A 26,285-nucleotide genomic window follows, 5' to 3' on the forward strand; every position below is an offset into this window, starting at 1 on the left:
CGGACAAAGGTACAAAAATCCGTCGATAATTCAACAGCGCTCCCTGCAATAATGATTCCGCAACGAGAAATCTCACAGACGCAGGGCCGCAGACTGCGGAGCAGGCCCGCCAGAGACGCCTCGCACGCCCGTTTTCCGCCCCGGCCGGATGGCACGGGCGCCGAGCCCCGGAGCGGAAAACAAAATTTATCCCGGTTTTATTTGGTACTTCGCCAATTTTGACTTACTTTTGTCCCCGCTTAACGTTCGGAAACGACGTTTCAGCTGCCCGGAGAGTTGGGTGAGTGGCTGAAACCAGCAGTTTGCTAAACTGCCGTACGGGATTACTGTACCGGGGGTTCGAATCCCCCACTCTCCGCCAAGAAGCAACGCAAAAGATTGCAAAACCCTGTAAATCACGAATTTACAGGGTTTTTTATTTGGACCGGAATGCAGAAAAAGGCATCGGAAAGCGGGTTACCTGTGGCCTATTCGGTGTACCTTTTTCCGGGCCGAAAAAGTACACCGAATTGCTCGTAACAGTTTGGTTTGCACCTGTTTGCAGCGGTCTTCCTCTTGACATGAGACACTTGGGAAACTAATTTTGTAACCCTTAATTCGGTGTACTTATGGAAAGGACAACATTCGGACTGTTGTTTTACATTCGGCGGGACAAGACCAACAAACGAGGCGAGGCTCCCGTGTTTATGCGTCTGACAATCAACGGAGAACGCGCTGACGCCTCAATCAAACGCTTCATCGAGCCGCACGCCTGGAACTCGGCAAAAGGAAAAGCCAACGAAAAAAGCCGCGGCGGAAAGGATTTGAACCTATACCTGGACGCCATTTCCGCCAACATTCTGCGGATTCAAAGGGACCTCGAGCTCGACAAGAAAGAGGTATCCGCCCAAATCATTCTGAATCGCTATCTGGGCAAGGAGCAGTCGGACCGTCACACGCTGATGGAGGTTTTCCGCGCCCACAACGAAAAGTGCAGGGCGCTGTCGGGCATCAGTCTCGCTCCGGCAACGGTGATTCGCTACGAAACCACGCTGCGGTTGACCGAGGAGTTCCTGCAAAAGAACTATAAGAAAGAGGACTGCTATCTGGATGAGATCACGAATCAGTTTATCGAGGACTTCGAATTTTTTCTCAAGACCGTCCGGCGGTGCTGCCACAACACGACCACCAAGTACCTGCTGAACTTCAAAAAGATTATCCGCATTGCACTGGCCAAAGGCTGGATGAAGAAGGACCCCTTTGCCCAGGTTCACTTTCATTTCGAGCCGGTCGAACGCGAATTTCTCGAGAAACAGGAGCTGAAGGTGCTGCTCAACAAGGAAATCACCATCACGCGACTGTCGCAGGTCCGCGACATCTTCTGTTTCTGTTGTCTGACGGGGCTGGCCTTTATGGACGTGCAACAGCTCAAACCGGAGCATCTGGTGGCGGACATCCACGGCAAGATCTGGATTCGCAAGGCACGTCAGAAGACCAAGAACATGTGCAACATTCCGCTGCTCGATGAGGCGCAAAAGATTATCGACCGCTACAGGGACCACCCCTACTGTCAGACGCACGGCGTACTGCTTCCCGTATGCAGCAACCAGAAGATGAACTCCTATCTGAAGGAACTGGCCGATATCTGCGGCATCCGCAAGAATCTCTCGACGCATTGCGCACGCCATACGTTCGCGACCCTAACGCTGGCCAGCGGCGCCACGATTGACAACGTCGCCAAGATGCTCGGCCATGCCAACGTCAACATGACACGCCGCTATGCGAAGGTTCTCGACTCGTCAATCATGCGCGACATGGAGGTTGTCGCCGAAAACATGGCGTTGTAGCCCGATGTCGGACATGCAAGGTCTGCAAAGGACACTCTGCATCTTTTCCGGAATTCCGTCCTATTTTGCGGGCGGGTTCCGGGAAGCGGAGCCCCTACAAACTAAAAAAGGTGTACCATGGAATGCAAACTGATTGAGGCGGCCGCCTTCGAGGAGCTGAAGGCGATCGTCAACCGGATTCAGAGCCGGACAACCCACCTGGCCACGAAGACCATGCCCCGCAAACCCGGAGGCTGGCTGACCCAGGAGGAGGTATGCGGCATGCTGCGCGTCTCGAAACGGGTGCTACAATACTACCGGCGGCAGCGGAAGATCCCCTACTCGATAATCGGCAACAAGGTCTATTTCCGCGAAAGCGACATCCAGCGCATCCTCGATGCCAATCTGGTCAAATCCCGGGCATGATGGAAGAGTGGATTACGCGGAAATCTCCGGAGTACAGGGAGCTTCAGGAGAAGGCGCTGGCGGCACTCGACCGGATCGAGGCGATGATCGAGACCCTGCCCTCACATCTCAATGCAGAGACCTATCTCACCAGCGAGGAGGTGCGGAACCTCTTCGGATTGAGCCAACGGTCGCTGCAGACCTACCGCGACGAGCGGATTATCCCCTACACGGTCCTCGGCGGGAAGTTTCTCTACCCGATGTCCGAGATTGCGAAGATTCTCGAAAAGAATCTCGTCAAACCAATCCAGCGATAAGACAAGGAGCAACGGGTGCACCCGTTGCTCCTGTTTTTTCAGCCCAACGCCTCCAGCTGTCGGATCTCCTCTTCGGAGAGAAAATCGCGGAGGTATTTCCCGCCGGTATAAAGATCGCGTTCAACGCCTAATCCGAAGGGCAGCCGCAGTGATTCCAGCTCCGAGAGCAACAGATAGCCCCACTCCCACTCGAAAATATGGCAATATCCGTAGAGGCGCCAGTCGTCGTCTTCGCGTTCGGCCTCGGTGATGAGCCACGTCCCTCTGCCGCAGGGGTTGAAGTATTTGACAAGAACTTTGGCATCAAGCCCTTTTCCGTCCTGGGACCCGATGGGATGGGCCTCGAATTGGGAGATGATCTCCTCGGTCAACAGTTTCATAATGGTAAGATTTTTAGAAACTGCCCGGAACGCCCGGACAGCAAAAGAGACAAAGCCACCCTGCGCAAATGAGGACAAGAGCAGTTCTCTTGGCATCTTTGCACAGGGTGGCTATCTTGCTGGGACGGGCGGCGATGACGAGGTTTATCCGAGGAAAATATTTCGTATATTTGTAGATATCAGCAATGAGCGAACAGGTATGAACAGAATCATATTGATTGGGAACGGATTTGATTTGGCGCATAATCTTCCTACGAGTTACAAGGACTTTATGCGCGCATATCAAATGATACTACAAACAAGTTTATTGGAAGGAGAAACAGATCTAGCAGATGGTTTGTGCTCTATTAAAATAGACGGTTCTGATAATTTAAAAAAATTAGAACAATTCCGCTTTGTTCTAAATAACCTAGCTTTCCGATTTCAAAGGGGGTGGGAACAAAGTCTGCACATCAAAGAATATAATGATTTCTTTGAAAGTCTGCCAATCCAATATGACAGTCCTCTTTTCGCTTCAATCAACAAAGCTGTCAAACTTCAAAATTGGGTAGATATAGAGAGTGAATATTATTCTTGGCTGAAACGGGTTTTTAGAGAAACTGATTGTGGATATACTGCTCCCAAAAAGCTCAACGATGAGTTAGAGTTGATAAAAATATATTTGGTTGTATATCTACAAAAAATTCAAAATGAACAGATAAAACCTGAATTGGTTAAAGGGTGCATCGACAAGGCCATCTACGAACCTTTTGCGGCTCGAGACATGTCTGTAGAGAGCAATGAGGTTTTCAGAGAGTTCATTATTCAGCGATTTGAACGTGTTCGAAACAATATAGACAACGGTGATTCCCTATTACGGAAATACAATAAGGAGCCTCTACATTGTCGTTCCGACATAGAGATGGAGATTCAAAAATCACCATTAGACCATATTAAAGACGTCTTTGCCGGAGCAGATGGTATACCGGATTATTTCCTGCTTCCGGACCAGATTCTGCTGCTGAATTTCAACTATACAACTACGGCAGATCTGTATCTTAACAAGAATTCGGGCTTCGAAGTAAATCACATACATGGAACACTGGGAGACGATTTGAACCATATTATTTTCGGTTATGGGGATGAGATGGACGATGACTACAAGACAATCTCAAAACTGAACAACAACGATTATCTGACGAACATCAAATCCATACGCTATCTCGAGACAGACAAATATCGCAAACTGCTCCGATTCATCAATTCGGATTACTACCAGATTTACATCATGGGGCACTCCTGCGGCAATTCGGACCGCACCTTGTTGAACACGTTGTTCGAGCATCCGAAATGTGTTTCCATCAAGCCGTTTTACTATCAGTGGCAGGATGAACGAGGAGAATGGCAGGACAACTACATTGAGATAATACAGAACATCTCACGCAATTTCAATTCCATGCAGACCATGCGCGACCGGGTGGTCAACAAGGAATTTTGCCGACCTCTCGTACCCAAGAACAATTAAAAACAAAGGCTGCGAACTCAATCGCAGCCTTTGTTTATTCCAGGGGTTCCCACTCCGGGAGTTGGACGGTATCCCGGATTTCGGGACATCGGATAATCTCGACCGTCGTGTCTTCGTAGACGTTGCAGGCCGTGAAGAGCGAGACGAAGATTGCGCCCCAGGCTGCGGCCAGAAGAACGTAGGTCAGAATCGTTATTATGCGTTTGCGTTTCATCGTTTTTACTCTTTCAAAAGTTCTGAAATTTCGGGATCCAGATTCCCCCTATACTCCATGCGTTCATCCCGACGGCAGGCTTCGAGGAAGTGTTCGCGCCCTTCGACCTTGCGGCCCAGCCGCGAGCAGGCTATAGCCCGCAGGTACTCCGTCACGGCATCCGTCGGCATCGTCGAGAGCAGCTCCAGCGCCCGCTCGTTGTGGTCCATCGAGAGGTGTGCCACCACCGTATTGCGGTCGTTGTAGTCGTTGAGAATATAGAGCGCCCGGGCATACTGACGCCGCTGCAGCAGCTCCACTCCCCGAGCATAGGTCGTGTCGAGTTCCGTGGTGTGGATCGTATCCTTGACCATCCCCTTGCGGCGAAGATTATAGCGGAAGTCCACGGTGCGGAGCTGCGGGTAGACCACCTCCTTCAGGTAGGCGTACTCCCGGGGAAAGCGCTCGCGCAGCAGCCGTTCTCTTCGGTCCGGATTCCGCTCCGCGGAGAGGAGCTCCAGTATCGCCTCGCGGTTCGTCAGCGCCGGGTCCGTGCGGATGCGGTTCATCAGCTCGGGCCACGCCTCGGCGACCCACCGCACCGTCAGCAGCGTGTCGATACCCCGGCCGTAGTGACGCACCAGGTAGCGTTTCAGCGCCTCGGCACGCCCCCGTGAGAGGCGCTCGTTGAAGGCGCAGCGTCCCTCCGGTGAGGAGGAGGCCGTGAGGGTGATCGTATCGACGTAGAACTCCTCCTGCTCGATGATCCGGCGCATCAGGCCGGAGATCTTCTCCAGCTCGCGGCCGTTGTCGCCCAGCGTATCCACCACCCGGGTGTCGCCCACAAAGAAGCGGATGTAGTTGCGGTCGCGGACCGTGACGTACTTGTCTATGACGCGGATGCGGTAGCGCGGCAGCGTGTCGACAAAGGAGAGCATCGATGAGACCAGATAGGCCAGCGTATCCGAGGGCGGCAGCAGGTAGGCGCTGTCGTCCACAGCCTGCACCTTCCCCGTGAGCGTGATGAGCATCTTCTTCGAGGTCTCGTCCGTCGGAACCTCCTGCGAATAGTAGTAAGTGATCGTGCTGCGGCTCTCGACCAGCGAATCGAGCCGCGCATCCTCCGGGTAGGGAAACTTCACGAAGCGCTGGAAGGCCGCCTCCCGCCCCAGCGTATCGGGCCGGAAGCGCCGCACATAGGTCTCGTACTGCCAGTAGTCGCGCTCCTGCAACAGCGAGAAGCGTCCCCCGCGGATTACGAGATCCTCCAGCGGAACGGTTCCGTCGGGCTTGTGCAGCAGAGGCGTGATGACCACGCTGCGGCTGCTGCCCAGCAGCTGCTTCGGAAGCGTAACCACAAAGTCGAGGTGCACCCGTCCGTTGCGTTCGGGCACCGAGCGGACCTTCGCCACAACCGTTACCTGCTCGATCTGCAGCGACATGACCCGCTCGCCGTCGGGCAGCGTATCGACCGGAGCCAGGAAGAAAGTGTTGCTGTCGCGCTGGAGCCGCACAACCTGCGGCCGATAGTCCTGCCGCTGGGCCTGACGCTCCGCGCGCGTCAGTTGCGAGAGGTGTGCCGAGGCGCGCTGACGCTCCAGGCGTGTGGCCACCGAGCAGCCCGTCGCGGCGCACATCGCGGCAGCGAGCACGCCGCCCAGAATCATTCGTTGCTTTCTCATGGCTAAAACAGATAGACGAACGACACCTCCAGGCGGGAAGGGGCCAAGGTCCAGCGTCGCGAGTGGTAGATATATTCATCGTCCCAGTCCGAGACCGTGGGGTCTCGTCGGGTGTCCTTCGTATGGAAAAGCCCGAGGCCTCCCTCTACGGCTACGCTCCACCGTTTGGAGAGCATCCACGAATAGCCGCAGGAGAGGCCCGCGCCCCACGCCCGTCCGTCGTAGCGCCGCGTGCGGCGGCCGACGAGGTAGTTGACATGCGAGAGCTGCGCACCCACAAAGGGGCCGACCTGCGTTTCGTAGAACCAGTAGCGGGCGCCGAGCTGCACCGCACGGAACGAGGTGGCAAACTCCTCCGTGCGCAGGGGATTCCAGAACAGCGCTCCCTCCAGCGACCAGCGGTCCGTCAGGGCCACTTCGGCGCCAAGGTTCAGCGTCGCGGTACATGCGGCCAGCGCATTGGCCCGCACGGCGAAAATCTGTGCCGCAGCCTTGTGGGGCGAACCCCACAAGGCCATAAGCAGCACCGTCAGAATCGGTATGATTTGTCGTCGTTTCATTGTCTTCGCGTTTTATTCCCGGATACAGCGCACGACCAGCCCCTCATCCTGCCGGACCGAGTCCGTAATGGCAACAATGCCGCTCTCGTCCAGAATATAGAGGTGCTGTCCGTAATCTTTCGACGAGCCGAGGTTCGGGGTGTTCGTCCAGACACGCACCTGGCAGGTTGGCCAGTAGTACTGCACCCGTCCCGAACTGCCATCCATATAGCCCGTGAAGGGATAGAGCGTCGTCAATGAACCCGAAGAGTAATACATATACCAGCCGCCGTCATTCACGTAGGTCGCCTTCTTGAAGTAGTTCCTGTCCCACGCCTCTATATGCGGCACCCGCCAGCCCGGCGGACAGGGGTCGTAGATTGTCTTGCGGTTGACGGGCGAGGCGGTCGTCCCGTTCGTGTAGTTGCCCCAGAGATTCGGATTCAGCGGGTTGTGCCAGCTTCCCGAATAGGGATTACCGGCCATCACAGTCGTCGGATGCTCGATGGCCCACTGTACCGTATAGTCGCTCGTCGGAAGCGACGGGCTCGCATTGCGGCCATAGGCCTTGAATTCATACCCTTCGAGGCTGGTTACGGCCGACGGGGTGTAATAGGTCGTCGGCGTATTTGCCGAGGGATAGATGAAGGGATCCTTGCGCCCCCACTGGTAGTACATTCCCTTGGACCGTACATCCGTCAGCGAAGTGGTCTCCGCTCCGAGGTTGCGCTCCATGAAGACGGCTCCCGTTGAGTAGGTCTTCGCCGTGGAAAGCGGGTCGTAGTCCACAGCCCAGATATGCCACGACCAGATGCAGGTCCCCGCAGCGTCGAAGAGCCCGATGACGGCATTGCCGTGTGCCGTGCCGGTCTCGAAACAGATTCTGCCATCGGCATATTCGGCCGAACGAATCACCGCATTACGGACCGCTCCCGTCTCCCAGAGAATCCGCGCCTCGACACCCGACAGTTTTTGGGGCGTTACATTTTGGGTCGAACGGCCATTGCCCTGCACCGTTGCGTCGAACGAATAGGTCGTATTGAGTTTGCGGGCGATATAACAGTTCGCCGTGCCGTTGCCGTCCAGCGGCGTAATCGTCGATTTGAACCGAGCGTAGAGTTCCGTGCGGGCCTGCTCCGGACGGAACGCATAGGTCGCCGAGGTGGAGAGGCGTTGCGAATAGTTGCTGTCCGAGTACCACCCCTCGAACTGATACCCCGCACCGGCGCGTGCCGTCAGGCTGCATCCCTGCTCGTAGCACAGCGCCACGCTTCGAAGGCTGCTCCCCGAGCCGGTCTCACCGCTCCACAAGGCCCCCGAGGCCGAGATCGTACCGCCGGCCGAGGGTTTGATGTAGACGACGTTGGCCATCTGATGCTCGAAGTCGTAGGTTCCGCAGACCCCGTAGGGATCCCGAAGTGTTATGCGGTAAGCAAAGCGGGAGTTCGACGAGGTGTAAACCGTCGGGCTGTACTGCACGCCGAAGAGATTGGTGCTGTTCGGATAATATACCTTGAAATCCGGGCCCGATTCGCCGTGGAAGTCGTCGAAAAACACCTTCGAGCTCTCGCCCGAGATGACGGCAAACGTCCCGTTCAGCGGCAGCTCATCGTCGTTGTTCTCCACGTCGATATGCAGCAGGGTCGTTCCTTCGTAGATGCAGTAGTCGCCAAAGCGGTAGTCATCGAAGTCGTCCCACACCTGAATCGAGTAGGAATAGACGCGCGTGTCGATCTTATCGTCGCCCAGGATCGAGATGCGGAAGGTATAGTGAACATTGGCCCGGACGTTGAAGTCCGAGGTGTTGTTGCCGCCCAAATAGACCGTATAGAGGAGGTTCCGGCTGCCGTTCGCGGCGCGGATCAGCAGGTACGAGGCGTGCTCCGGAGCATGCTCGGGGCTCTTCTGCCGCTGGTCCGTGATCGACGGAACGGTGCCCTGCAGATTCGGAAGCAGGTAGCAGACACCCGAGGCCGCCGTTCCCGTGAGCGTCGTCTCGGGACCGTCCGTATAGTCGGCCGGATTGGACGACGGGGCTGCCTCCGGATTAAAGAGCACCGCCGTGCGCGGAAGTGAGATCAGCTGCACGGAGCGAAGCTCGATATTGGGGTCTTTGACGTTGATCTCATAGGAGACCTTGGCCACGCACCGCCGAACCTCGATAGTCGAGGGGCTTGTGCCAACGCTCGTAACATCAAGTTCCTCCTCGGCGGCCATCGGAAGGCGTTCGTAACTTTCGGCGTTCGAGATTCGGAGCTCCTCCTCCGAGGGATCCGCCCCGAGGTCGCGGCCGAGGTTGGCAGCGAGGCGCATCCGATAATGTCCGGGCACGACCTCGAAGCGAAGGGTCGTCGCCTGCTGGTAGCGATGCAGGAGCAGACTGCCTTGGTCGTCATAAAGGTAAAAGTTCAGATCGGCGATCGCATCCTCGTCCGTCGAGCGGGTCTGCTCCTGCATCCCGTCGGGACGGACGGCGATCTCGACCGCCACACCGCGAGGCGCCACGGCCTCCTCGGTCAGGCTCTCCCGACATCCGGTCAACGTCACAAGGAGGACCGACAGCAGGAGTACCAGTTGCTGGATTCGTTTCATAACTGTTCGTGTTTGAAAGGTGAGAAAAAAGGGTCCCGTCCGACCCCTCGGGGCAAGGCGGGACCCGCAACACATGGATTAGGCGCCCAGATCAACCGACTGCGTGACGGGAGTCTCCCAGTCGGCAACCGTTACCGACACCTGGCAATCCTGACCCACAAGGCCCGTGATATTGGCAGCGACCCGGTAGTAGCCGTTGCGGAGGATCTGACCCGCGGCTTTGCCCGTCAGCTCGACCGAATAGGTTACATCCGAACGGTCATCGCTCGTCGAGCTGCTGCCGTCGCTGTCGTAGGTCGCGTTGATCTCCAGCAGCACGCGGCTTCCGGCATCGAGCGTCCCCGTCTCATAGAGGTAGAAGAGGCTGTTGTACTTCGACGAGGCCGTCCCCGGGGTCTGGGTATGCGTGTAGGTCATGGCTCCCGTCGAGGGCTCCCCGGCCACGACGAGCGACTGCGACGCGGCGCGCGAGAGCTTCACCGAGTTGATCGTGATTGAGCCGGGATACTTCTCCGAAAACTCCGGGGCGATCGTGGTCTGCAGGGCAACCTTCGCCACCGTGCGTTTGAGCGAGATACCCACCTGCGTCGAGGTGTTCACCGCACCGACGGTCTTGGTCGTCGAGCCCGACATCACGAAGCCGCCCGAGCGCAGCGCCTTGGTCGAGACATCCGCGAAGGTCCCGTTATAGTCTCCAGCCGACTTCTCCACGAGGGCCGTAAGTGCCGACTTGGTTTTGGCCGACGAGGCGTCGTAGTTTGCAACGGCATAGAACGAGCATTCGGTTCCCGCCGCCGACTTCGGAAGCGAGAAGGTCGCCGATTTCGAGGCGAGTTCCGAGACCGTGAAATCGCGGCGCAGGATCAGATCGCCCGAGGCGTTGAACGTGAAGACAGAGAGCGACGAGAGGCTCTTCTCCCACGCCTCGGCCGTGGCCGTGGCATCGAAGAAGGCGCGGGTCTGCGCATCATCGCCCGAAGAGAGGGTGATTGTTACCGTGGCACCATCAGGGCGTGCTTCCGGAGCGGGGTTAATCATTTCGGTTTCCTTGTTGCACGAAGCAAACAGCACAGCGGCGAGAGCCGCCATCGCAAAAATTCGGTTTTTCATGGTTGTAAGATTTGAAAGGGGATTGAAAAATTGGTTATTTGAAGCGTTTCGAGAGAGGCGCCGGGCGTTCGAGACTCTGGTAGCCCGGCACCCCGTTTTCGTCGATCCACCGGCGGATGGCCCGTCGGAGCCGCTCCTTGAGCAGCCGGAACTCGGGACGCTGGGCAAAGTCGTCTCCCAGCGGCGTGCGCTCGAAGATTGGCGAACAGATCCGGATCAGCTTCAGCGCCACCGTCTGACGCTGGCTTTGGGGAATGGCCGGGTAGTCGGTTTCGAGGATCAGATGGACCGTATCGTAAGGCGAGAAGAGCAGCCCCCGGAACAGAATCCGGTCGGCAACACGAATCGCCTGGTCGACCGGAACACCGGCTTCAAGACTTTGACTGTAACCCTCGAATGCCAACCGGCTGCGCCGCTCGATCATCCGTCGGTAACGGGGCTGCGAAGGGTGCCGCTCCTCGAGAAACTGCCGGAGGCGCTCGCTGAACCACGTTTGATCGGGTTGTTCCATCGTCGTGCGGCATTAGCGTTTCCGACCCCGGCTCGGCGTTTCGGGCGCCGGTTCCTGCTTTTGGGGCTGTTTCTGCTCCTGCTGTTTCGTCTGAGAAGCCTGCTGCTCCTGGCGGCGCAGGTTCGTGAAGTCGTAGTCCACGCCGTTGGTCCGGGGATTGAGCCGGATGATGCACGAGAGCGGTTTGCCGTTGCGTCCGAGAATCGGGCGGGCCTTCTCCTTCGAGCAGTCGAGTCCTTCGGGGCTCTTCACGGCGGCAAGCTGCCGCTCGTCCAACTGTTTCGAAAGCGACTCGGGGATGTAGGGTTTGCTGTAACGGTAGTCCGTCATCCGGTATTCGCGCGTCAGGGCATCGAAGCCGACCTTCCCCGAATAGGTGATGTCGCCGTTGCGCATCGTGCACCCCTCGACCTGCACACGGCTTCCCGAGGCGAGGTTCTCCTGCTGGGCATCGGTCAGCCGCACGCCGTTGAAGAAGCGCAGTTCGGGGACTTCGCGCCGGGGGACCGTCACGAAGCGGTTGGTAGCCGGGTTCAGCGTCACGTAGCACCACTCCTTTTCGCCCGTATGCGGGTTGGGCATCTCGTAGAGGCGGTCCGGGGTCTTCCCCGACAGCATCTGCTCCTTGTCGCTGGCCGTGAACATCATCCGGAACTCCTCGCGTTCAAACTCCGGGCGGGCCAGGGCGCTTTCGAGCCCGACCTGCACGTCGCCGTTCCGGTCGCGGAAGGAACGCAGGGCGAACTCTCCGGCTACGGACAGGTCGCCGACCTTCAGACTGATGTTGTGGAGCTCCGTCGTGGGAAGGCCCAGCTTCATCGCCTCCAGCTCCTTCGGCGTAACGATGACGCCCATCTCCTTCAGCTCCTGCAGGTGCAGCTCCTGCGTGTCGAACTTGACCCGTTCGAGCTGGTATGAGGTGACGCGGTGGTCGTTCAAGGCCTTCAATCCCTCGGGGTCCTTCGGGTTGTCAGCCAGCCGCAGCAGCGACTGCGCCACCTCGCTGGCCTTGTCCGCTGCGACTTTCAGAAAATGGAACGGCTTGGCATTCTCCTGCGAGAGGAACCCCTTGATGAAGGCGCCCACGGCCGAACTGTTCCGCAGGTCGAAGAAGGCCGGCTTGTTGGCCGTGAGCGGCGAGGTGGTGATGGCCTTGTACTGCCGGCCCTCCTGCTTGAGCTCCGAGACGGCCTCCACGGCGCCGTTCTGTTCGTTGTAGAGCAGCAGCGTCTCCTTGTAGGCAGGATTGGCCTGCTCCGGGGCCTGATTGATCGGTTGATTCAGATTCTCTTCGGGCATAATACAATTGTTTTAAGTGAAACAAAAGGTTGATGCCGCGAATATAAAGAGCTGAATGTCCGTCGCTTCCAATCGTCCTGCGCAGGCCGTATATGGCCGTCAGCCGCGGGTTTTCCGCACGGTGGAATCCTATTTTTTCTTCGGCAGGAGCCCCGCAAGGTCGGGATCGTTCTCGATGCGGCGGATCTCCCGCTCGACAATCTGGACCACCTCCTCCTTGATGCGGTAGTAGTTCTCGCGGATGATCTCCTCCATGCGGTCCGTGCCCTCCTCGTCGAGGAACGAGGAGATCTGCGGGATGGGAACGAAGCGCCGCTCCTCGGCCTGGATTGCCGCACTATCCAGCTCGATGCGGGCATGGAAAATCTTCTGGGGCAGGGGCTGGTCCACGTTGTCGGCCACCGAACCGACGAACATCCCCTGCGTGAGGTTCGAAATCTTCGACGGCGGGATCAGCGCGTCGAGCTGCGTGTTGGTCGAATGGGTGATGTTCTCGTTCGAGACGGACTGCGACTCGCGCAGCTGGACAATCTTGCCGAAACGGTCGGAGAGCGTGCGGGCCGTGTCGCCCACCACCTGCCCCGAGAAGATGTTGCCCACGGTGTTAAAGATCACCTTCGCCTCCTTGTCGCCATAGTCGCGCTCCAACTGCGAGAAGTCCTGAAAGCCCAGACAGACGGCCACACGGTTCGAACGGGCCGTGGCGATGAGGTTGTCCAGCCCCCGGAAGTAGATCGTCGGGAGCTCGTCGATGATAATCGAGGATTTCAGCCGTCCTTTCTTGTTGATGAGTCGCACGATGCGCGAATTATAGAGTCCCAGGGCTGCCGAGTAGATGTTCTGCCGGTCGGGATTGTTTCCCACGCAGAGGATTTTGGGCGAGGCCGGGTTGTTGATGTCCAGCGAGAAGTCGTAGCCCGTCATCACCCAGTAGAGCTGCGGCGAGATCATCCGCGAGAGGGGAATCTTTGCCGAGGCAATCTGTCCCTGTAGCTGATCTTGCGCATTGCCCCGCCAGGCATCCATGAAGGGCGAGAGGTAGTTTTCGAGTTCGGGATAGGAGGTCAGCACCGGGAAGATCTTCTCGTAGGGTTGGTTCAGAAACTCCACGGCGTGCGGGAAGGTGCAGCAGCGGCCTCCGTCGTAGATCTTCAGGTACCAGATGATCGCTGCCAGCAGGATGATCGGCGAATCGACGAAGAAGTCGCCCTGCTTCTGGATCCACGTCTTGTTCAGGTTCAGCATGATGGTATAGGCCGACTCGTAGGCGTCCGAAATGTCGGTCATGAACTCCGGGGCGATGGGATTGCAGCGGTTCGAACGTCGGGGGTCGTCGAAGTTGATGACGCAGAAGCGCGGCCGCGTCGGGTAGGCATCCAGATGGCGCAACAGGTGGTTGTAGGCCAGCAGCGACAGGTCATCGAACTTGAAGTCGTAGATATACATGGCAAAGCCTTTCTCAATCTGCTGGCGGATGTAGCTGTTCACCACGGCATAGGACTTGCCCGAGCCGGGGGTTCCCAGCACCATCGTCGCCCGGAAGGGGTTGATGACGTTAATCATCCCCGGCCGCCACTCACCCCGGTAGTAGTAGCGGGTCGGAAGGTTGACCGAGTATTCGTTTTCGAGCAGACGAGCCTCCTGTTCGAAACTCTCGTTGTCGTCGTTGAAGGGGTCACTGGCAAGGGTCGTATGCAGCAGGCGGCGGACCCACACCCCGGCGGTCAACAGCGCAAGGTAGCCGCCCAGCAGGGTCAGCACATAGCTCCAGAAACGAAACTCCAGCCCAGCGGGAAGGCTCCGCAGCGTGTCGTTGCCGAAGAGCAGGAAGAAACCAGCCAGCGCCAGGAGGAGGATTTGCCGCTTCGAAGGTTTCCCGTCCCGCACGCTGCGTGTGCCGTAGCATCCCAACACCAGAAAGAAGAGGGCGCAGAGTTTCGTGATGGATGACCAGGTGAAGAGCCCGGTCGACTGTTGAAGGTTCCAGAAGATTTGGTCCACGACGGGAGTAGTCAGCGCGTGGCGCGCGAACCAGTCGTAACAGAACCAGTAACTGTTCAGCCCCAGAAACACGATTCCCAGGGCCCGGGCAAACTGGACAATCTTCTCCAATGCCCGCAAATCATCCTCCTGCTGCATACTTGTCGGTTTAAGGGCAGCAAGATAGCAGAGGAATGAGACGACCTGTTCCAGCCGACCTCCCCAGGCCGCGGATGGCCGGCAGGGAGGGTACTCACTACCCCACTCCTGCAAAAATCCCGAACAGTCGAAAGACCATCCGGGAAGAAAGGGTTTACTTCTGACTTAACTCGACCAGCGTACCCCGCAGCGTATCGAGGAAGTGGGTCAGGCGGTTCTTGCGGTTCAGGACTGCGCAGCGGCAGTTGTATGGCTCCCAAGATATTTCAGTCGGAGGGGATAGGCTACCCACCGCTTGAAGTAGGCCCTATAGAGAAAGAGTGGAACAACAGAGGTTTTGTCAAGACGCCTAACTGCTGAATATTTCCAGCAGTTGAACCAAAGTTTCACAAATGCATCAACAGCGGCAACAAGTCCGGCATCGAATGTTCCGTTTACATCGATATCCCTTGAGACCAATCAATGAATTGACAAGAATTTGACCACTCTTCCCCGAGGTAGTCACGGCGCGGCGTAGTATTCGAGAATCCGGCATTTGAACAGATATTCATATTTCGCCTGCAACTGTTGTGAACGGGCTTTGACCCGAGTGGTTACAGCCGCGTTGTAATCCGTTACGGTCGCAGCACCGAGGTCGTATTTCCGACCCACCTGCCGGACCGCCTCCTCGGCCGAGGCAACATACTCCTGCGCCCCGAGGTATCGCGCCCAGGCCGTACGGGCATCTATGAGCGCCTGCGTCACCTCTTTCTCTACCTGTTTCTCGGCCGTTCGCAGCGCATACTCCGCACGCTGCAGGGCCAGTTTCTGACGCTGCACGTTCTTCCGCGTCGTGAACTTCCCGAAAATCGGAATACTGAGCGACAGCGACACATAGCTGCTCGCATTGTCCCGGTACTGTTCGAAGAAGGGATACGCCTCGTAGCGATAGGTCCCGTCGGCCTGCTGAAACATCTTCTGCCGCGCATCCGAGTAGCTCGAGCCGTAACCCGCCGCGAGCGAAAGGGTCGGCCAGTAGGCGGTACGTGCAAGCTGCAAATCGCGCCGGGCCAACTCAATTCCCACCCGTGCCGACTCCACTTCGGGTAGCTGCTGCGCGGCATCGAGGACGGAGTCATCCTCCGCAAGACCTCCGTGAACCAGCCGGGCGGTATCGGGAGCCACGGTCCGGAAGGAGGCGTAGTCTTCAATTTCAAGCAGTTGGCAAAGCTCCAGCCGGGCAATCTCGTAAGTGTTCCGGGCCGTCAGCACGTCGTTTCGGGCATCCGAAAGCTGGGAACGAATCTGCAGCAGGTCGGCCATCGTCACCTTGCGGGCCTCAACCATCCGCTCCGTCTTTCCGGCCTGGACCTCCAGCTCGGAGACGACCTGCTCGGCATCGCGGATTGTCTCCTCGGCGCACAGCACCTCCAGGTAGCGGGCCGTGACGTTCAGCCGCACACTGCGGCGCATCGTCTCCACGGCAAGCAGCGACGAACGCAGGTCAAGTTTCGCCCGCCGAAGGTTGTAGTGGTTGCGCAGTCCGCTGAAAAGCGGCAGGCTCACCCCGACCGAAGCGTTGTTGCCCGATACAATCTGGTTCTCCACGAAGTCGTAGGTCGTGGGGTCCAACACACGTCCCGTCGAAAGCGTGTAGCCCGCCGAAGCCGAAAGTTCGGGAGCGTAGCCCCACCTCGACTCTGAGAGCGATAGGCGTTTCTCCGCGGCCGCGAGCTCCTGCGTCTTGATTTCGATATTCTGCATGTAAGCATGTGCGATGCACTCTTCCAGTGTCCAGCGCCGCTCCTGAGCATAGCCGGAGGTGCCGAAGAACAGCAGTACGCCGATTGATAGGATGAGTATTCGTTTCATGCGGCTATCGGTTTTTGAAGAGAGAGACGACGGGTTGGATGAATTGTTCAATCAGGCGCATCTCCTCCGTAATAATCTCGCCCGTACCGTCCATCTGCTGGATGAGCGGCAACTCACGGCGGTAGGTAGTCCGCAGGTCGGCGGGGAACTCCACCTCGACGGTATAGACGATACTCGTGCCGCCCTGGGTTTGCTGTTGCTCGGGAACCGCTGAAATCGAATGGACTGCGCCGTACAGTACGCCGAACTCCATATAGGGGAATCCATTGAGCTTGACGAGAACCTGCTGCCCGGTGTGGACCTTTCCGAAGCTGGCCGAGGCAACCTGCATGCGTCCAATGACGGCCAGCTCCCCGTCGGGAACCACCGATGCAATCACCTCGCCCGTCGAGACGTGCTGGTTGCGGCTCCAATAGCGCTGCAGCGAGACATGCCCCTCGGCCGGCGACGTGATGACATACTGTTCGCGCCATTGGGCAATCTGCGCCAGCAGCTGCTGACGCGACTGCTCCAGCGCCCGCTCGTATTCCGCCCGTTCGTTCGCCGCGTCGAGCGTCAGCTCCACAAGCTGCTGCCGCGTCTGGAGAATCGTCAGCTCGGTGGAGGTCAGCGTGGCATCGAACCCCGCCTGCGAATTGCGTTTCGAGAGGTAATTTTGTGCCGTGTTTTCGTAGTCCGCCTCGGAAATCACTGCCTCGCGAAGCAGCAGTGAATCGCGTTCCAGCGTGCGGCGTCCGTAGTTCAGATCGGCGGCAAGCAGCGCACGCTGCGTCAGCAGCCGGTCGTAGTACTCCTCATTTTTGGCAATCTGCGCCTCGAGCAGCCGGCGCTTGTGCCCCGAATAGTCGATATCGAGGTAGTGACGGTAGTCGCGGCACTGTCGCAGAAAGTCGGCCCACGTGGATTGGAGTTCCCCAAGCGCATAGCTCCCGTCGAGCCACGGCGAGCGTACCAGAAGCGGATACGACAGGGTGTCGGCCCCGCGGAGTGAATGCTCCAGGGTGGCGACATCACCGTAGCGGGCGGCCGTCGTGAAGAGGGCAATCACTTCGCCCGCATGCACCGCATCGCCGTTCGAGACGCAGACCGTATCGAGCAGTCCGTCATAGCGGGCCGCAAGGTCTGAGGGCGGATTGATCGTCGTGATTGAAATCGGGGCCGTGACCGTCTGCGGGTATTTGATGAAATAACAGCCCAATACGATTCCTGCAAGAATGCAGAAAACAACCGTCACCCCCCACCGCACAACCCAAGACGGAGCCCGGCCCAGAATCGACTGTGCCTCCTCGCTGTGCGAAATATGTTCTATTAGAGGCATAATCTATTTTTTATGAGTGATTATCAAAACCAGCCTTGGTGAGACGTAAATGTATCTTCAGAAAATCTGCCATGTGCCCTTTAAAATGAGTACAAGTACAATTTTTTCGACATTCAAAAACATTTTGAATCCGCTGTATTGGACAACCACCATTGCAAATCGGGAGGTATGCACATTGTGAGCATTTAGGGTCCTCAAGAGGGTCTGCACCAAATAAATGTCGATTAAGAATCACTTCATTAAATTCTTCAAATAATCCATTCTGATATAAACGAGCAAAAGCATGCTTTCGATTTCCGATAACTTCCCAACATTTATATGCATATCCTTGCGGGTCAAAAGCAATAGACATGATATTACGAATTGCGCATTCATTAAAGAATCGAGATGGATATTGAGTGTATTGAGTTGCTATACCATCCTTATTATACAAGTCTAATGCAAACATAGCATCTTCATCGTGAGTGAAGATATATTCAATCTCATCATCTGATAAATTACAGTCACCTCGGTCCATAACAAAAGCTGGACATATTCCAATTTTATGAAGGTGTGATGAGAATCTGGATGACAAATATTTATATAAATAAACAAACTCATGGGCATTTCGCTTGGTTAAATTGACACGGAAAATCAAATGTATGTCGGTATTTTTCAACAACAAGTCAACATTATCCATAACCTTTCCAAATACATCGTCACAATTATGTGTTGTTTTGATTCGGTTATGAGTATCTTTCAAGCCATCCAAAGTGATTTGCATCGATTCTATCCCTATTTTTTTTAATATCTCTATAGCTTGGGGGGTAATATGAAATCCTGTGGTAATAATATCGGAGTGTTTCGGTTTTTGGTATGAGGTAGAAATCTTATCATACAACATTTCCATTTGTGGCAATGCCATTAACGGTTCTCCTCCAAACCAGGTAATTCGTAATTGCGGCTTCGAATCTAGGTTTTTCAAATACAAAACTATGGAGTCCATTATTGCCTCAGACATATAATCTGGAGCTTTAAATTTTTCAAAACAATAATGACAATTGAAGCAACAATCCATTGTGGGAGCTACAGTCATATGTATATGATATTTATCAGCTCTTTGCTTAAGAACTATGGATTTATACAACAGAAAATCATCTTGTTCATTATTTGTTATGAATTTTTTTTGACACAACGTATTATATAAATCGGAGTCCAACATTTGTTCTGACACCTCTGATTTGTTCTGTCGAGCCTTGAGTAAGATATTATAGGTATCGTTATCTATTTCAATCAATGCGTTTGACAGCGTATTATAAATGTAAAATTCATAATTTTCGGTACTAAAAAGAAAAGAATAGTTTGAGACTTTCATAGCTTTCTCGTTTTTATTTTGTAGATAAAATCTTCTGCCAAAGTATAATAATACACGGATTGGAACGAGTCTTTTTTCAGAAGGATTCCGTACTCTGTACCAAAATTGAGTTTTGAACTGTCAATTTCTAGCACAAACGTATACGCATCTTGCCATAAGGCATTCTTGACAACAGGATACAAATTGTTTACATATGCATCTTGCAAACATGCATATCCATAGGCATTTGTTCGCATAGGAACAGAAAAGCTGAAAATGATGCAATTTATACCTGCCACATCATTCAAACTGTTCAACGCAGGAAAAACATCTACAATATAAGGATGCTTGTAAGCTATTTCATTTTGAATTTGTGCAATATGGTCTGCTGTATAATTTATGAAACCGGCAAATTGAGTCAGTAATACGTCTTGTGCTACACAATCGCTTTTATTCGCAATAAAATGCTCCAAAAAACTTAGCGAACGATTCATATATATAAATCCATTCCCTTCAAGAATTCGCAGTAGGAAATTGACCGAATCCTGATTTAAAACCGACTTGAGAGATTGTATCGTAAATAGGTTATTCAGCCATTCCGTAAACATCATTTCCGGAGAATAATAACCTGCCGCATTGATGGCTTCCTGCGTATTCGAATAGATACGCGCGACTGCAGATTGAATCATGGGATATAGAACATCAGCAATAGAATTCGTATAGGGATGCATCAATTCATGTACGGTTGCAAAGAGCTCCATCTCATCGTATACGGGTAATCCGAACTCATCAAATCGAGAATTACCAATTATGACAAACGCCTGATATTTTTTATCAGGAAGATTCGGTATTGCATAATTAAATGGGCCATTACTTGGGGAAACTGCAATTATGCTTTCTCGAAACTGGGGTTCAAAAAAAGACGGGAGCCAACTCGTCCCTAGTTGTGCCAAGAGTGCATTAAATCTGCATTGAATATTATGATAAAACGAGGAATGATTCAAAAAGAATCTCTTGAATCCAGACACTCTATAAAAATCATTGAGCAATGCGACGAAACGACTGCATACTGATTGTAGTCCTTTCTCCACCAACTCAGCCTGAAGCGTATTTAAATCAACCGTTTCCCGAAATCCGACAGTTCCATCAGATATATCCAAGCAGGCTGTAATTTTAGGGAGCATTTCATATGCCTTTTGATTCGTCTCTTTTAGTTTCTGCACAAACTGAACGATTTCATGCGATTTATCTTTTCCCATATACATATCTATATCCTTTATGTATTGCGAGTTGGTGACATTGCTATATTCTGGGATATCGGCTAAACGAAACACGATATTAGTCATTTCAACACACTCATGGACTTGCCCAATAGATTGAGCCAAAGAACTATAGTGCGAGAGAAACAATATAATAAAAAAGATAAAATGTCGCATATGTTGAAGATTATTGATATAGGGCGAAATAATCCACCCTATATCGAATTTTAAATCATTGATTCAATTTAGATTGATCGATAGTAACTCGCTGCGTTCCTTTGCAGGTCTCCAATGCGGTTGCTCCACACATACTGAATTGGCTGTCAGTACAAATCATATACCACGCACAAGGCGTACAAGTAAGAAACTTAACGCTGGAACAGCTCGCTAATTGAGTGGTATCAGAGCATGCTCCTCCACAAGTCTTACTCATTTCTTTATAAGTGAGGTTACGTCCTTCTTCAACAACTCGAAACTTTTTCATGATTGACATTTTTTAATCGATTTAATAATTTTCAGACTTTTGTTTCTCGACAGATGTCCTGGAACAGCCGTTTTCATTGTCGCATCCGCGATTCCGAAAAAATTTGCCACTTTAGTAATGCCTTTCTACGTTTTGGTTAAACATACGAACTTGTCATTCTCTGTTTTGCCTTCTCACAGGAGAGCTTTTTCGTCAGCTGCGGCTGGCAAGGCCGCAAAAAACGAGTTTGCGTGTAATTCATATCTTTAGTTTCCCAACTCCAGCTGGTTTCGGACTAGCTCGTAGTAGTATCCTCGCTTAGCCGTGAGCTCGGCATGCGTGCCTTGTTCGACAATGCGGCCGTGGTCCAGCACAATAATCTTGTCGGCGTTCCTGACGGTCGAGAGGCGGTGCGCAACCACCACGACCGTCTTCTCCTCAAACAACCGTTCGAGCCGCTCCATGATTGTTCGCTCATTGTTCGCGTCGAGCGAGTTGGTCGCCTCGTCGAAAAAGAGGTATTTCGCTCGCTTGTAAGCCGCCCGGGCAATCAGAAGCCGCTGCTTCTGTCCGACGCTCAGTCCGTGGCCGTCGGCTCCAATCTTGGTGTTGTAACCCAGCGGCAACTCGTCGATGAAGGTGTCAATGTTGGCGATACGCGTGGCACGGCGCACCCGTTCCATGTCGGGACGCTCGTCCGAAACGCCGATGTTACCCGCAATGGTGTCGGAGAAGACATACCCCTCCTGCATCACCGTGCCGCAAGCCCGCCGCCAGCACGAGGGGCTGTACTGTCCAATGCGGCGGTCGCCCAGCAGCACCTCCCCCGCCGTCGGAGCATAGTAGCCCAGCAGCAGCTTCAGCATCGTAGTCTTCCCCGAGCCGCTCGCCCCCACGATGGCCGTCACCTTATGCGCCGGGATTGTGACCGACACGTCGTCCAACGCCTTGGCCGAGTGCGGCCCGTCGTATTGAAACGTCACACCCCGGAACTCCAGGTCGGCCGAATCCGGAATCTCGCGAATCCGCTCCCCGTCGGCCGGCTCCTCGTCCTCCTTCTCCTGCACCTCCGAAAGGCGTTCGAGCGAAATCTTCGCATCCTGCGTTGCCTGAACGAACTGGATGAACTGCGACAGCGGCGCATTCAACTGTCCAATGATGTACTGCAGAGCGACCATCATGCCGAGCGTCATCTCGCCCTCGATGACGGCCGAGGCCGCCAGAAACGAGATTACGACATTCTTTGTCTGGTCGATGAACGTGCCTCCTACCTCCTGTGTCTGCCCCAGCACGAGCCCCTTAATCGAGACCTGAAACAGCCGTGCCTGGATACGTTCCCACTCCCAGCGCTTCTGCTTCTCGCAGTTGTTGAGCTTGATTTCCTGCATGCCGTTGATGAGCTGCACGATGTTGCTCTGGTTGGCCGAAGCCTCCTGGAAGCGCATATAGTCCAGTTTGCGACGCCGACGCAGAAAGAGCAGAATCCAACCGATGTAGAGGGCGCTGCCCAGCAGGAAGATTCCGAGAATCGTTAGGTCGTAGCCTCCCATAACCGCCCCGTAGATGGCGAACGTGAGCACGGCCATCCCCATGCTCAGCAGCGAACCCGTGAGGAACGACTGGATGCGGTCGTAGTCGCCGATGCGCTGCATGATGTCGCCCACCATCTTCGAGTCGAAGAAGGCAATCGGCAGTCGCATGAGCTTGGCCAAGAAGTCCGAGATGAGCGAAATGCTGATTCGAGTGGTCATGTGCAGCATCAGCCACGAGCGGATGAGGTTGTTGGCCAGTTGCCCGAGCGTCAGCACCACCTGCGCCACAAGCATCATCACCACGAACGAAAGGTTGTTCGTCCCGATGCCCTTGTCGACCACCGACTGCGTGAGAAACGGCAGGATGAGGCTCAGTACACTGGCCGTAAGCATCGCCAGCGCCAACTGCACCAGGTAGCTCCTGTAGGGTCGCAGGTACTGCACCAGACCGGAGAACTTCAGCCGCTTGTCCTCGTCGCCTTTCTCCCGGTAGAATTGGGGCGTGGGCTCCAGAAGCAGCGCAATACCCTTGCCTGAGGACAGGAAAGAAGAACGGGTGTCGTGCCTCGCCCTGTCGGATAGCTCTGCCGCATCAGGAAGCTCCCGGCTCTGAATCCAGGCTTTCAGAAACGCCTCCTCGCCGTATTTGAGCAGACCCGAAGCCGGGTCGGATATATATATCCACCATTTGCCGCGGTGCCGGGCGATGCGGTAAACCACCACGAAATGTTGCTGGTTCCAATGGACGATGCACGGCAACGTGGCCGCATCGCGCAGTTGTTTCCACGTAATCTTTACCCCAGTTGTGCGAAACCCAATCGACTCCGCAGCATCGCTGATACCCAACAGCGAAACCCCTTCGCGTGTGATATGACACCGCTCGCGCAGCGTCTGCAACGAGTAATGGTGGCCGTAATGTTGCGCGATGATTCGTAGCGACGTCGGCCCGCAATCCATCGCATCGAGTTGGGTGTAGTGGGGAAAAGCCATTTGTATGATAAAATTTTCCTAATTGTTTTGCGAAACCTTTTCGAACCACTCACGCAGGGCGTCGCCCCGCAAATCGACCGCCACGACCCGGCGCTCTTCATCCAGCAGCAGGTTGTGCGGGATGGTCCGGATGTCGAACCGGCGGAACAGAGAGTCGTAGTTCGCATTGTCCTTGCGCAGAATGACATGGGTCAGCGCCTCTCCGCTCCCGTCCGCCTCAATAGCCTGTTTCCAGCGGTTCAGGTTCTCGTCGATGGAGACCGCATAGACCGAGAGCTCCTCCCCGTAATCCCGGACGGCGGCCAGCAGCGACGGCACCTCCTCACGGCACGGCCCGCACCACGACGCCCAGAAGTCGAGCAGCACATAAGGCGTCGTTAGGCTGCTCCACGCAACCGCATTGCCGTTTCGGTCGGGCAATGAAAAATCCGCCACCAAATCCCCCGGCCCATAAACCGCCGTTTTTGCCGATGCGACTGCCGACCCTTCTTGTGATTCGGCCGGATACGGGGGCAAATCACCAAGCAGCACCGCCCGACGATTCAGCACGGCTTTGGTGGGAAGCGACATCTCGCGGATTGAATCTCCCGTAAGGGCCGACACGCCGGTCAGCATGGAACGATTCACATCATCCGGCCAGCGACGAAGGAGCTCCTCCTTGATTTTGGCAAGCGAATCGGCCGGCAGGTCGAACAGCATGAAACAGGCGGAAAAGGCATTGAGAAAACTCTTCGTTCCGGAAAGCAGTTCGACGGAGAGCGAACGCCTGTCGGCCGAAACCTTTTCCAACTCCCGACGAAGCTCTTCGGCACTATGGCTCCCAGCCTTCTCGGCCATCAGCGCCATATTCAATGCGCGTTGTTTCTGCATGCCTGCGCGGATTTCTTCCATATAGTCGGCAATCTCCGCCGAGGCCTCGGAGCCCTCAACCGGAGGATAAAGCGTCTGCAAATCCGGATTGAACATGAAAGAGGCTCGTTCTCCACGGGCGAAACGGAACTGTCGGAAACTTGTCGGGCAATCCGCGATGATTACCTCACACAACATTTCGTCGTAAGGCATCTTCGTGCGGAACGTTGCATGGTTGTCCGCAATCCGTACGGAATCCAGCCAGACGGCGCAATTCGTATCGTAATAACCCAACAAATAGGCCTGATGCCCGTTAAAGTCATACCCGTCCGCAACGGCCATGTCGAGCGTGAAATCCGGATGTGCACACGCCGAAAACAGAAGTGCAAAAAACAAAAATGAGAACTTCTTCATGATTCCATTCTTTTTGATAAAGAATGGAGTACGGCCGGGTTCAGCCGTACCCACTCTAAGCGATTAACGACATTGGATATTGGTCGCAACATCACCATAACGCGCCTCAATGAGTATCCCGGCTGTTATGATTTCTGTCATCACATGACCATCCGGGACTTCAACCGACACGGTCTCTTGCGATGTTTTCAGTACGGCCGTGCATACACGACCTCCTCTCACTGCATTCATCTGTTGCTTAGTCAATCGCTGAGTTGCAAAATCTTTCATTGTTTTCATAGTTGTAGTTTTTTGTGGTTATAAAATTGCGTTTGTCCGGACCTTTACGTCTGGACAGGTGTCCGGAACTGCCATACCGGGGCTATCTTCCCGCTTAAAGGCCTTTCCGTATATCCTGCCCTTCAGGAGCTGTTTCTCCCAGCCCAATTGTCCGGGGGGGGCGGGAAACATGGGCCTGCAGCGACGTTGGGCTGCGAGCCATCACCGTGTGGGCTGACGGGGAAAATGTATGACAAATTTTTCCCGGCTCTCACCTCTTCAGCTCCTTTTCGAGCCACTCGCGCAGGGCGTCGCCCCGCAAATCGACCGCCACGACCCGGCGCTCCCCATCCAGCAGCAGGTTGTGCGGGATGGTCCGGATATCGAAGCGGGCGACCAGCTCCGCGAACGAGGCATCGCTGCGGTCGAGGCGGAGGTTGAGCAGCGGCGAAAGCCCCTCCTGCTCCACGGCGCTCCTCCAGGCGGCGGCATCCTCGTCGACCGAGACGGCGCAGACGGAGAGCACCCCGTCGAAACGGCTCGCCGCATCGAGCAGCCCGGGGAGCTCCCTGCGGCAGGGGGCGCACCACGACGCCCAGAAGTCGAGCAGCACATACTCCTCCGTAGCCTCCAGCGGGTTCCGCCGCACCCCCTCCCCGTCGGGAAGCGAGAAGGCTTCGACCCGCTCTCCGACGGCGTAGGGCGGCAGGGAGCACGCCTCCGTCCCGGGCTCCGGCTCCGGTGCGCCCCCGGGTGCCTGCTCCGCCCCCTCGGGATAGGGCTCCGGAAGGCCCGAAAGCCGCGCACGGAGGTTCTCCGTCCGCATGCTCTCGCGGGTCGGCGGCTCGGGCGCCGCCTGCTCATCGAGCGAGTTGAGGCAGGGGCTTCCGGGGAAGTGTGCACGAAGCTGCCGGACCAGGGCGCGGAGGCTGTCCTCGGTCATGTTCGGGGAGGTGTCGGCATACCACATCGTCGCAACGACGGCCAGCAGCGCGCTCCGGTCGTTGAAAATCGCCGAGCGGGCCAGGGAGTCGAGCTCCGCCTCGCGGGCCGCAAGCAGGGTCTCGAGCTCCTGCCGGCGCCGGGCATCGAGCCCCGGAACGGCCGCCTCGCTGCGCAGCTGCTCCAGCGCCCCGTATCCGATTTCCCGATAGCGGCGGCTGATTTCGGTCATGCGCTCCGTGGCGAACGAGCCGCGGCAGGCGGGGAAGAAGGAGCGTGCGGCAGTGTCGATGCGCAGCGAGACCCGCTCCCCGCGGGCTGCAAGCAGGATGTAGCTCCCCTGCCCCGGGATGAGCAGTTCGACCAGGCTCTCAGGGTCGGGAAGCGGACCCGAGAGCTGCGCCGCATGACGGACCAGCCGCGCGGAGTCGACCAGCGTGAGCTGGTTGCCCATGCGGGCAAAGAGGTAGACCGCGCAGTTGTCGCACCCGGTCTCGGGGGCCGTTTCGACCTCGAGCCGGAAGCGGTTGCCGCCGCATGAGTACAGGCCAAGCAGGAGGGCAACCGCCGCAAGAAGGGAGAGACAGTTTTTCATGATTG

At 55.6% G+C, this 26,285-nt stretch carries 22 protein-coding genes and 1 tRNA gene; 5 read left to right on the top strand and 18 right to left on the bottom strand.

All coding sequences use genetic code 11. The annotated features are described in order from the left end of the window. Window positions 1-270: 270 nt before the first annotated feature. The 4 genes from C8267_RS04165 (at window position 271) to C8267_RS04180 (ending at window position 2,527) form a co-directional block, all read left to right on the top strand. A tRNA-Ser gene (locus C8267_RS04165) sits at window positions 271-361 on the top strand. 247 nt (window positions 362-608) lie between these two features. After that, window positions 609-1,826, top strand: coding sequence for a site-specific integrase (locus tag C8267_RS04170; RefSeq protein ID WP_106633777.1), 1,218 nt, complete (start codon window positions 609-611; stop codon window positions 1,824-1,826). Window positions 1,827-1,943: 117 nt separating this feature from the next. Then, window positions 1,944-2,231: a helix-turn-helix domain-containing protein gene (locus C8267_RS04175; protein ID WP_106633778.1), complete on the top strand. Its 288-nt coding sequence runs from the start codon at window positions 1,944-1,946 to the stop codon at window positions 2,229-2,231. After that, complete coding sequence (locus C8267_RS04180) at window positions 2,231-2,527, top strand: helix-turn-helix domain-containing protein (RefSeq protein ID WP_158699702.1); 297 nt, start codon at window positions 2,231-2,233, stop codon at window positions 2,525-2,527. The genes C8267_RS04175 and C8267_RS04180 overlap by 1 nt, the downstream gene beginning before the upstream one ends. 38 nt (window positions 2,528-2,565) lie before the next feature. Here the strand turns inward: C8267_RS04180 and C8267_RS04185 are convergent, their stop codons facing one another. Then, window positions 2,566-2,907, bottom strand: coding sequence for a DUF2958 domain-containing protein (locus tag C8267_RS04185; protein ID WP_106633780.1), 342 nt, complete (start codon window positions 2,905-2,907; stop codon window positions 2,566-2,568). Between the two features lies 1 nt (window position 2,908). On the opposite strand from C8267_RS04185, the gene C8267_RS04190 reads away from it, so the two are divergent. Then, entirely contained in the window at window positions 2,909-4,411 is a 1,503-nt protein-coding gene (locus tag C8267_RS04190; RefSeq protein WP_158699703.1) for an AbiH family protein, read from the top strand. Window positions 4,412-4,445: 34 nt separating this feature from the next. On the opposite strand, the gene C8267_RS04195 is transcribed toward C8267_RS04190, so the two are convergent. The 17 genes from C8267_RS04195 to C8267_RS04265 all read right to left on the bottom strand — a co-directional run bounded on the left by C8267_RS04195 (window position 4,446) and on the right by C8267_RS04265 (window position 26,280). Next, a complete protein-coding gene (locus C8267_RS04195; protein ID WP_106633782.1) occupies window positions 4,446-4,625 on the bottom strand; it encodes a hypothetical protein in 180 nt (59 codons plus the stop codon). A 5-nt stretch (window positions 4,626-4,630) separates the two neighbouring features. Further along, window positions 4,631-6,286 (bottom strand): hypothetical protein, encoded by a 1,656-nt coding sequence (locus C8267_RS04200; RefSeq protein WP_106633783.1) that lies wholly within the window; start codon window positions 6,284-6,286, stop codon window positions 4,631-4,633. Between the two features lie 2 nt (window positions 6,287-6,288). Next, window positions 6,289-6,846, bottom strand: a complete 558-nt coding sequence (locus C8267_RS04205; protein WP_106633784.1) for a DUF3575 domain-containing protein — start codon at window positions 6,844-6,846, stop codon at window positions 6,289-6,291. Window positions 6,847-6,858: 12 nt separating this feature from the next. After that, the gene (locus tag C8267_RS04210) at window positions 6,859-9,417 is read right to left on the bottom strand and encodes a DUF4906 domain-containing protein (RefSeq protein WP_158699704.1); all 2,559 of its coding nucleotides are present in this window, start codon (window positions 9,415-9,417) and stop codon (window positions 6,859-6,861) included. A 78-nt stretch (window positions 9,418-9,495) separates the two neighbouring features. Beyond that, window positions 9,496-10,527 carry a fimbrial protein gene (locus C8267_RS04215; protein ID WP_106633786.1) on the bottom strand — a complete coding sequence of 344 codons (1,032 nt, stop codon included), beginning with the start codon at window positions 10,525-10,527 and terminating at the stop codon, window positions 9,496-9,498. A gap of 34 nt (window positions 10,528-10,561) precedes the next feature. Then, window positions 10,562-11,038 carry a DUF1896 family protein gene (locus C8267_RS04220; protein ID WP_106633787.1) on the bottom strand — a complete coding sequence of 159 codons (477 nt, stop codon included), beginning with the start codon at window positions 11,036-11,038 and terminating at the stop codon, window positions 10,562-10,564. A gap of 12 nt (window positions 11,039-11,050) precedes the next feature. Beyond that, complete coding sequence (locus tag C8267_RS04225; protein WP_106633788.1) at window positions 11,051-12,337, bottom strand: DUF3945 domain-containing protein; 1,287 nt, start codon at window positions 12,335-12,337, stop codon at window positions 11,051-11,053. 129 nt (window positions 12,338-12,466) lie between these two features. Further along, complete coding sequence (gene mobC, locus C8267_RS04230) at window positions 12,467-14,476, bottom strand: conjugal transfer protein MobC (protein WP_106633789.1); 2,010 nt, start codon at window positions 14,474-14,476, stop codon at window positions 12,467-12,469. A gap of 501 nt (window positions 14,477-14,977) precedes the next feature. Beyond that, window positions 14,978-16,327, bottom strand: a complete 1,350-nt coding sequence (locus C8267_RS04235) for a TolC family protein (protein ID WP_106633790.1) — start codon at window positions 16,325-16,327, stop codon at window positions 14,978-14,980. Between the two features lie 4 nt (window positions 16,328-16,331). After that, a complete protein-coding gene (locus tag C8267_RS04240; protein WP_106633791.1) occupies window positions 16,332-17,645 on the bottom strand; it encodes an HlyD family secretion protein in 1,314 nt (437 codons plus the stop codon). 10 nt (window positions 17,646-17,655) lie between these two features. Then, window positions 17,656-18,999, bottom strand: a complete 1,344-nt coding sequence (locus C8267_RS04245; protein ID WP_106633792.1) for a radical SAM/SPASM domain-containing protein — start codon at window positions 18,997-18,999, stop codon at window positions 17,656-17,658. After that, entirely contained in the window at window positions 18,996-20,414 is a 1,419-nt protein-coding gene (locus tag C8267_RS04250) for a DUF4932 domain-containing protein (protein ID WP_106633793.1), read from the bottom strand. Before C8267_RS04250 ends, C8267_RS04245 begins: the two co-directional genes overlap by 4 nt. A gap of 55 nt (window positions 20,415-20,469) precedes the next feature. Next, the gene (locus C8267_RS10890; protein ID WP_158699705.1) at window positions 20,470-20,721 is read right to left on the bottom strand and encodes a hypothetical protein; all 252 of its coding nucleotides are present in this window, start codon (window positions 20,719-20,721) and stop codon (window positions 20,470-20,472) included. Window positions 20,722-20,966: 245 nt separating this feature from the next. Further along, window positions 20,967-23,222 carry a peptidase domain-containing ABC transporter gene (locus tag C8267_RS04255; protein WP_106633794.1) on the bottom strand — a complete coding sequence of 752 codons (2,256 nt, stop codon included), beginning with the start codon at window positions 23,220-23,222 and terminating at the stop codon, window positions 20,967-20,969. A gap of 18 nt (window positions 23,223-23,240) precedes the next feature. Further along, entirely contained in the window at window positions 23,241-24,485 is a 1,245-nt protein-coding gene (locus C8267_RS04260; RefSeq protein WP_106633795.1) for a TlpA family protein disulfide reductase, read from the bottom strand. A 63-nt stretch (window positions 24,486-24,548) separates the two neighbouring features. Beyond that, a complete protein-coding gene (locus C8267_RS10895) occupies window positions 24,549-24,764 on the bottom strand; it encodes a hypothetical protein (RefSeq protein ID WP_158699706.1) in 216 nt (71 codons plus the stop codon). A gap of 250 nt (window positions 24,765-25,014) precedes the next feature. Then, window positions 25,015-26,280 carry a TlpA family protein disulfide reductase gene (locus tag C8267_RS04265; RefSeq protein WP_106633796.1) on the bottom strand — a complete coding sequence of 422 codons (1,266 nt, stop codon included), beginning with the start codon at window positions 26,278-26,280 and terminating at the stop codon, window positions 25,015-25,017. Between the last annotated feature and the right edge of the window lie 5 nt (window positions 26,281-26,285).

Origin of the sequence: Alistipes sp. Marseille-P5061, assembly GCF_900290115.1 — a bacterium.
In the GTDB taxonomy this organism is placed as follows: Bacteria; Bacteroidota; Bacteroidia; order Bacteroidales; family Rikenellaceae; genus Alistipes; species Alistipes excrementigallinarum.

Excerpts from the sequence above, each read along its gene's own strand:
- C8267_RS04225 (WP_106633788.1), bottom strand. The coding sequence starts at position 12,337 with ATGCCCGAAGAGAATCTGAATCAACCGATCAATCAGGCCCCGGAGCAG.
- mobC (WP_106633789.1), bottom strand. The coding sequence starts at position 14,476 with ATGCAGCAGGAGGATGATTTGCGGGCATTGGAGAAGATTGTCCAGTTT.
- C8267_RS04185 (WP_106633780.1), bottom strand. The coding sequence starts at position 2,907 with ATGAAACTGTTGACCGAGGAGATCATCTCCCAATTCGAGGCCCATCCC.
- C8267_RS10895 (WP_158699706.1), bottom strand. The coding sequence starts at position 24,764 with ATGAAAACAATGAAAGATTTTGCAACTCAGCGATTGACTAAGCAACAG.
- C8267_RS04195 (WP_106633782.1), bottom strand. The coding sequence starts at position 4,625 with ATGAAACGCAAACGCATAATAACGATTCTGACCTACGTTCTTCTGGCC.
- C8267_RS04210 (WP_158699704.1), bottom strand. The coding sequence starts at position 9,417 with ATGAAACGAATCCAGCAACTGGTACTCCTGCTGTCGGTCCTCCTTGTG.
- C8267_RS04200 (WP_106633783.1), bottom strand. The coding sequence starts at position 6,286 with ATGAGAAAGCAACGAATGATTCTGGGCGGCGTGCTCGCTGCCGCGATG.
- C8267_RS10890 (WP_158699705.1), bottom strand. The coding sequence starts at position 20,721 with ATGAAAAAGTTTCGAGTTGTTGAAGAAGGACGTAACCTCACTTATAAA.
- C8267_RS04240 (WP_106633791.1), bottom strand. The coding sequence starts at position 17,645 with ATGCCTCTAATAGAACATATTTCGCACAGCGAGGAGGCACAGTCGATT.
- C8267_RS04260 (WP_106633795.1), bottom strand. The coding sequence starts at position 24,485 with ATGAAGAAGTTCTCATTTTTGTTTTTTGCACTTCTGTTTTCGGCGTGT.
- C8267_RS04255 (WP_106633794.1), bottom strand. The coding sequence starts at position 23,222 with ATGGCTTTTCCCCACTACACCCAACTCGATGCGATGGATTGCGGGCCG.
- C8267_RS04220 (WP_106633787.1), bottom strand. The coding sequence starts at position 11,038 with ATGGAACAACCCGATCAAACGTGGTTCAGCGAGCGCCTCCGGCAGTTT.
- C8267_RS04245 (WP_106633792.1), bottom strand. The coding sequence starts at position 18,999 with ATGAAAGTCTCAAACTATTCTTTTCTTTTTAGTACCGAAAATTATGAA.
- C8267_RS04190 (WP_158699703.1), top strand. The coding sequence starts at position 2,909 with ATGGTAAGATTTTTAGAAACTGCCCGGAACGCCCGGACAGCAAAAGAG.
- C8267_RS04265 (WP_106633796.1), bottom strand. The coding sequence starts at position 26,280 with ATGAAAAACTGTCTCTCCCTTCTTGCGGCGGTTGCCCTCCTGCTTGGC.
- C8267_RS04175 (WP_106633778.1), top strand. The coding sequence starts at position 1,944 with ATGGAATGCAAACTGATTGAGGCGGCCGCCTTCGAGGAGCTGAAGGCG.
- C8267_RS04235 (WP_106633790.1), bottom strand. The coding sequence starts at position 16,327 with ATGAAACGAATACTCATCCTATCAATCGGCGTACTGCTGTTCTTCGGC.
- C8267_RS04250 (WP_106633793.1), bottom strand. The coding sequence starts at position 20,414 with ATGCGACATTTTATCTTTTTTATTATATTGTTTCTCTCGCACTATAGT.
- C8267_RS04170 (WP_106633777.1), top strand. The coding sequence starts at position 609 with ATGGAAAGGACAACATTCGGACTGTTGTTTTACATTCGGCGGGACAAG.
- C8267_RS04205 (WP_106633784.1), bottom strand. The coding sequence starts at position 6,846 with ATGAAACGACGACAAATCATACCGATTCTGACGGTGCTGCTTATGGCC.
- C8267_RS04180 (WP_158699702.1), top strand. The coding sequence starts at position 2,231 with ATGGAAGAGTGGATTACGCGGAAATCTCCGGAGTACAGGGAGCTTCAG.
- C8267_RS04215 (WP_106633786.1), bottom strand. The coding sequence starts at position 10,527 with ATGAAAAACCGAATTTTTGCGATGGCGGCTCTCGCCGCTGTGCTGTTT.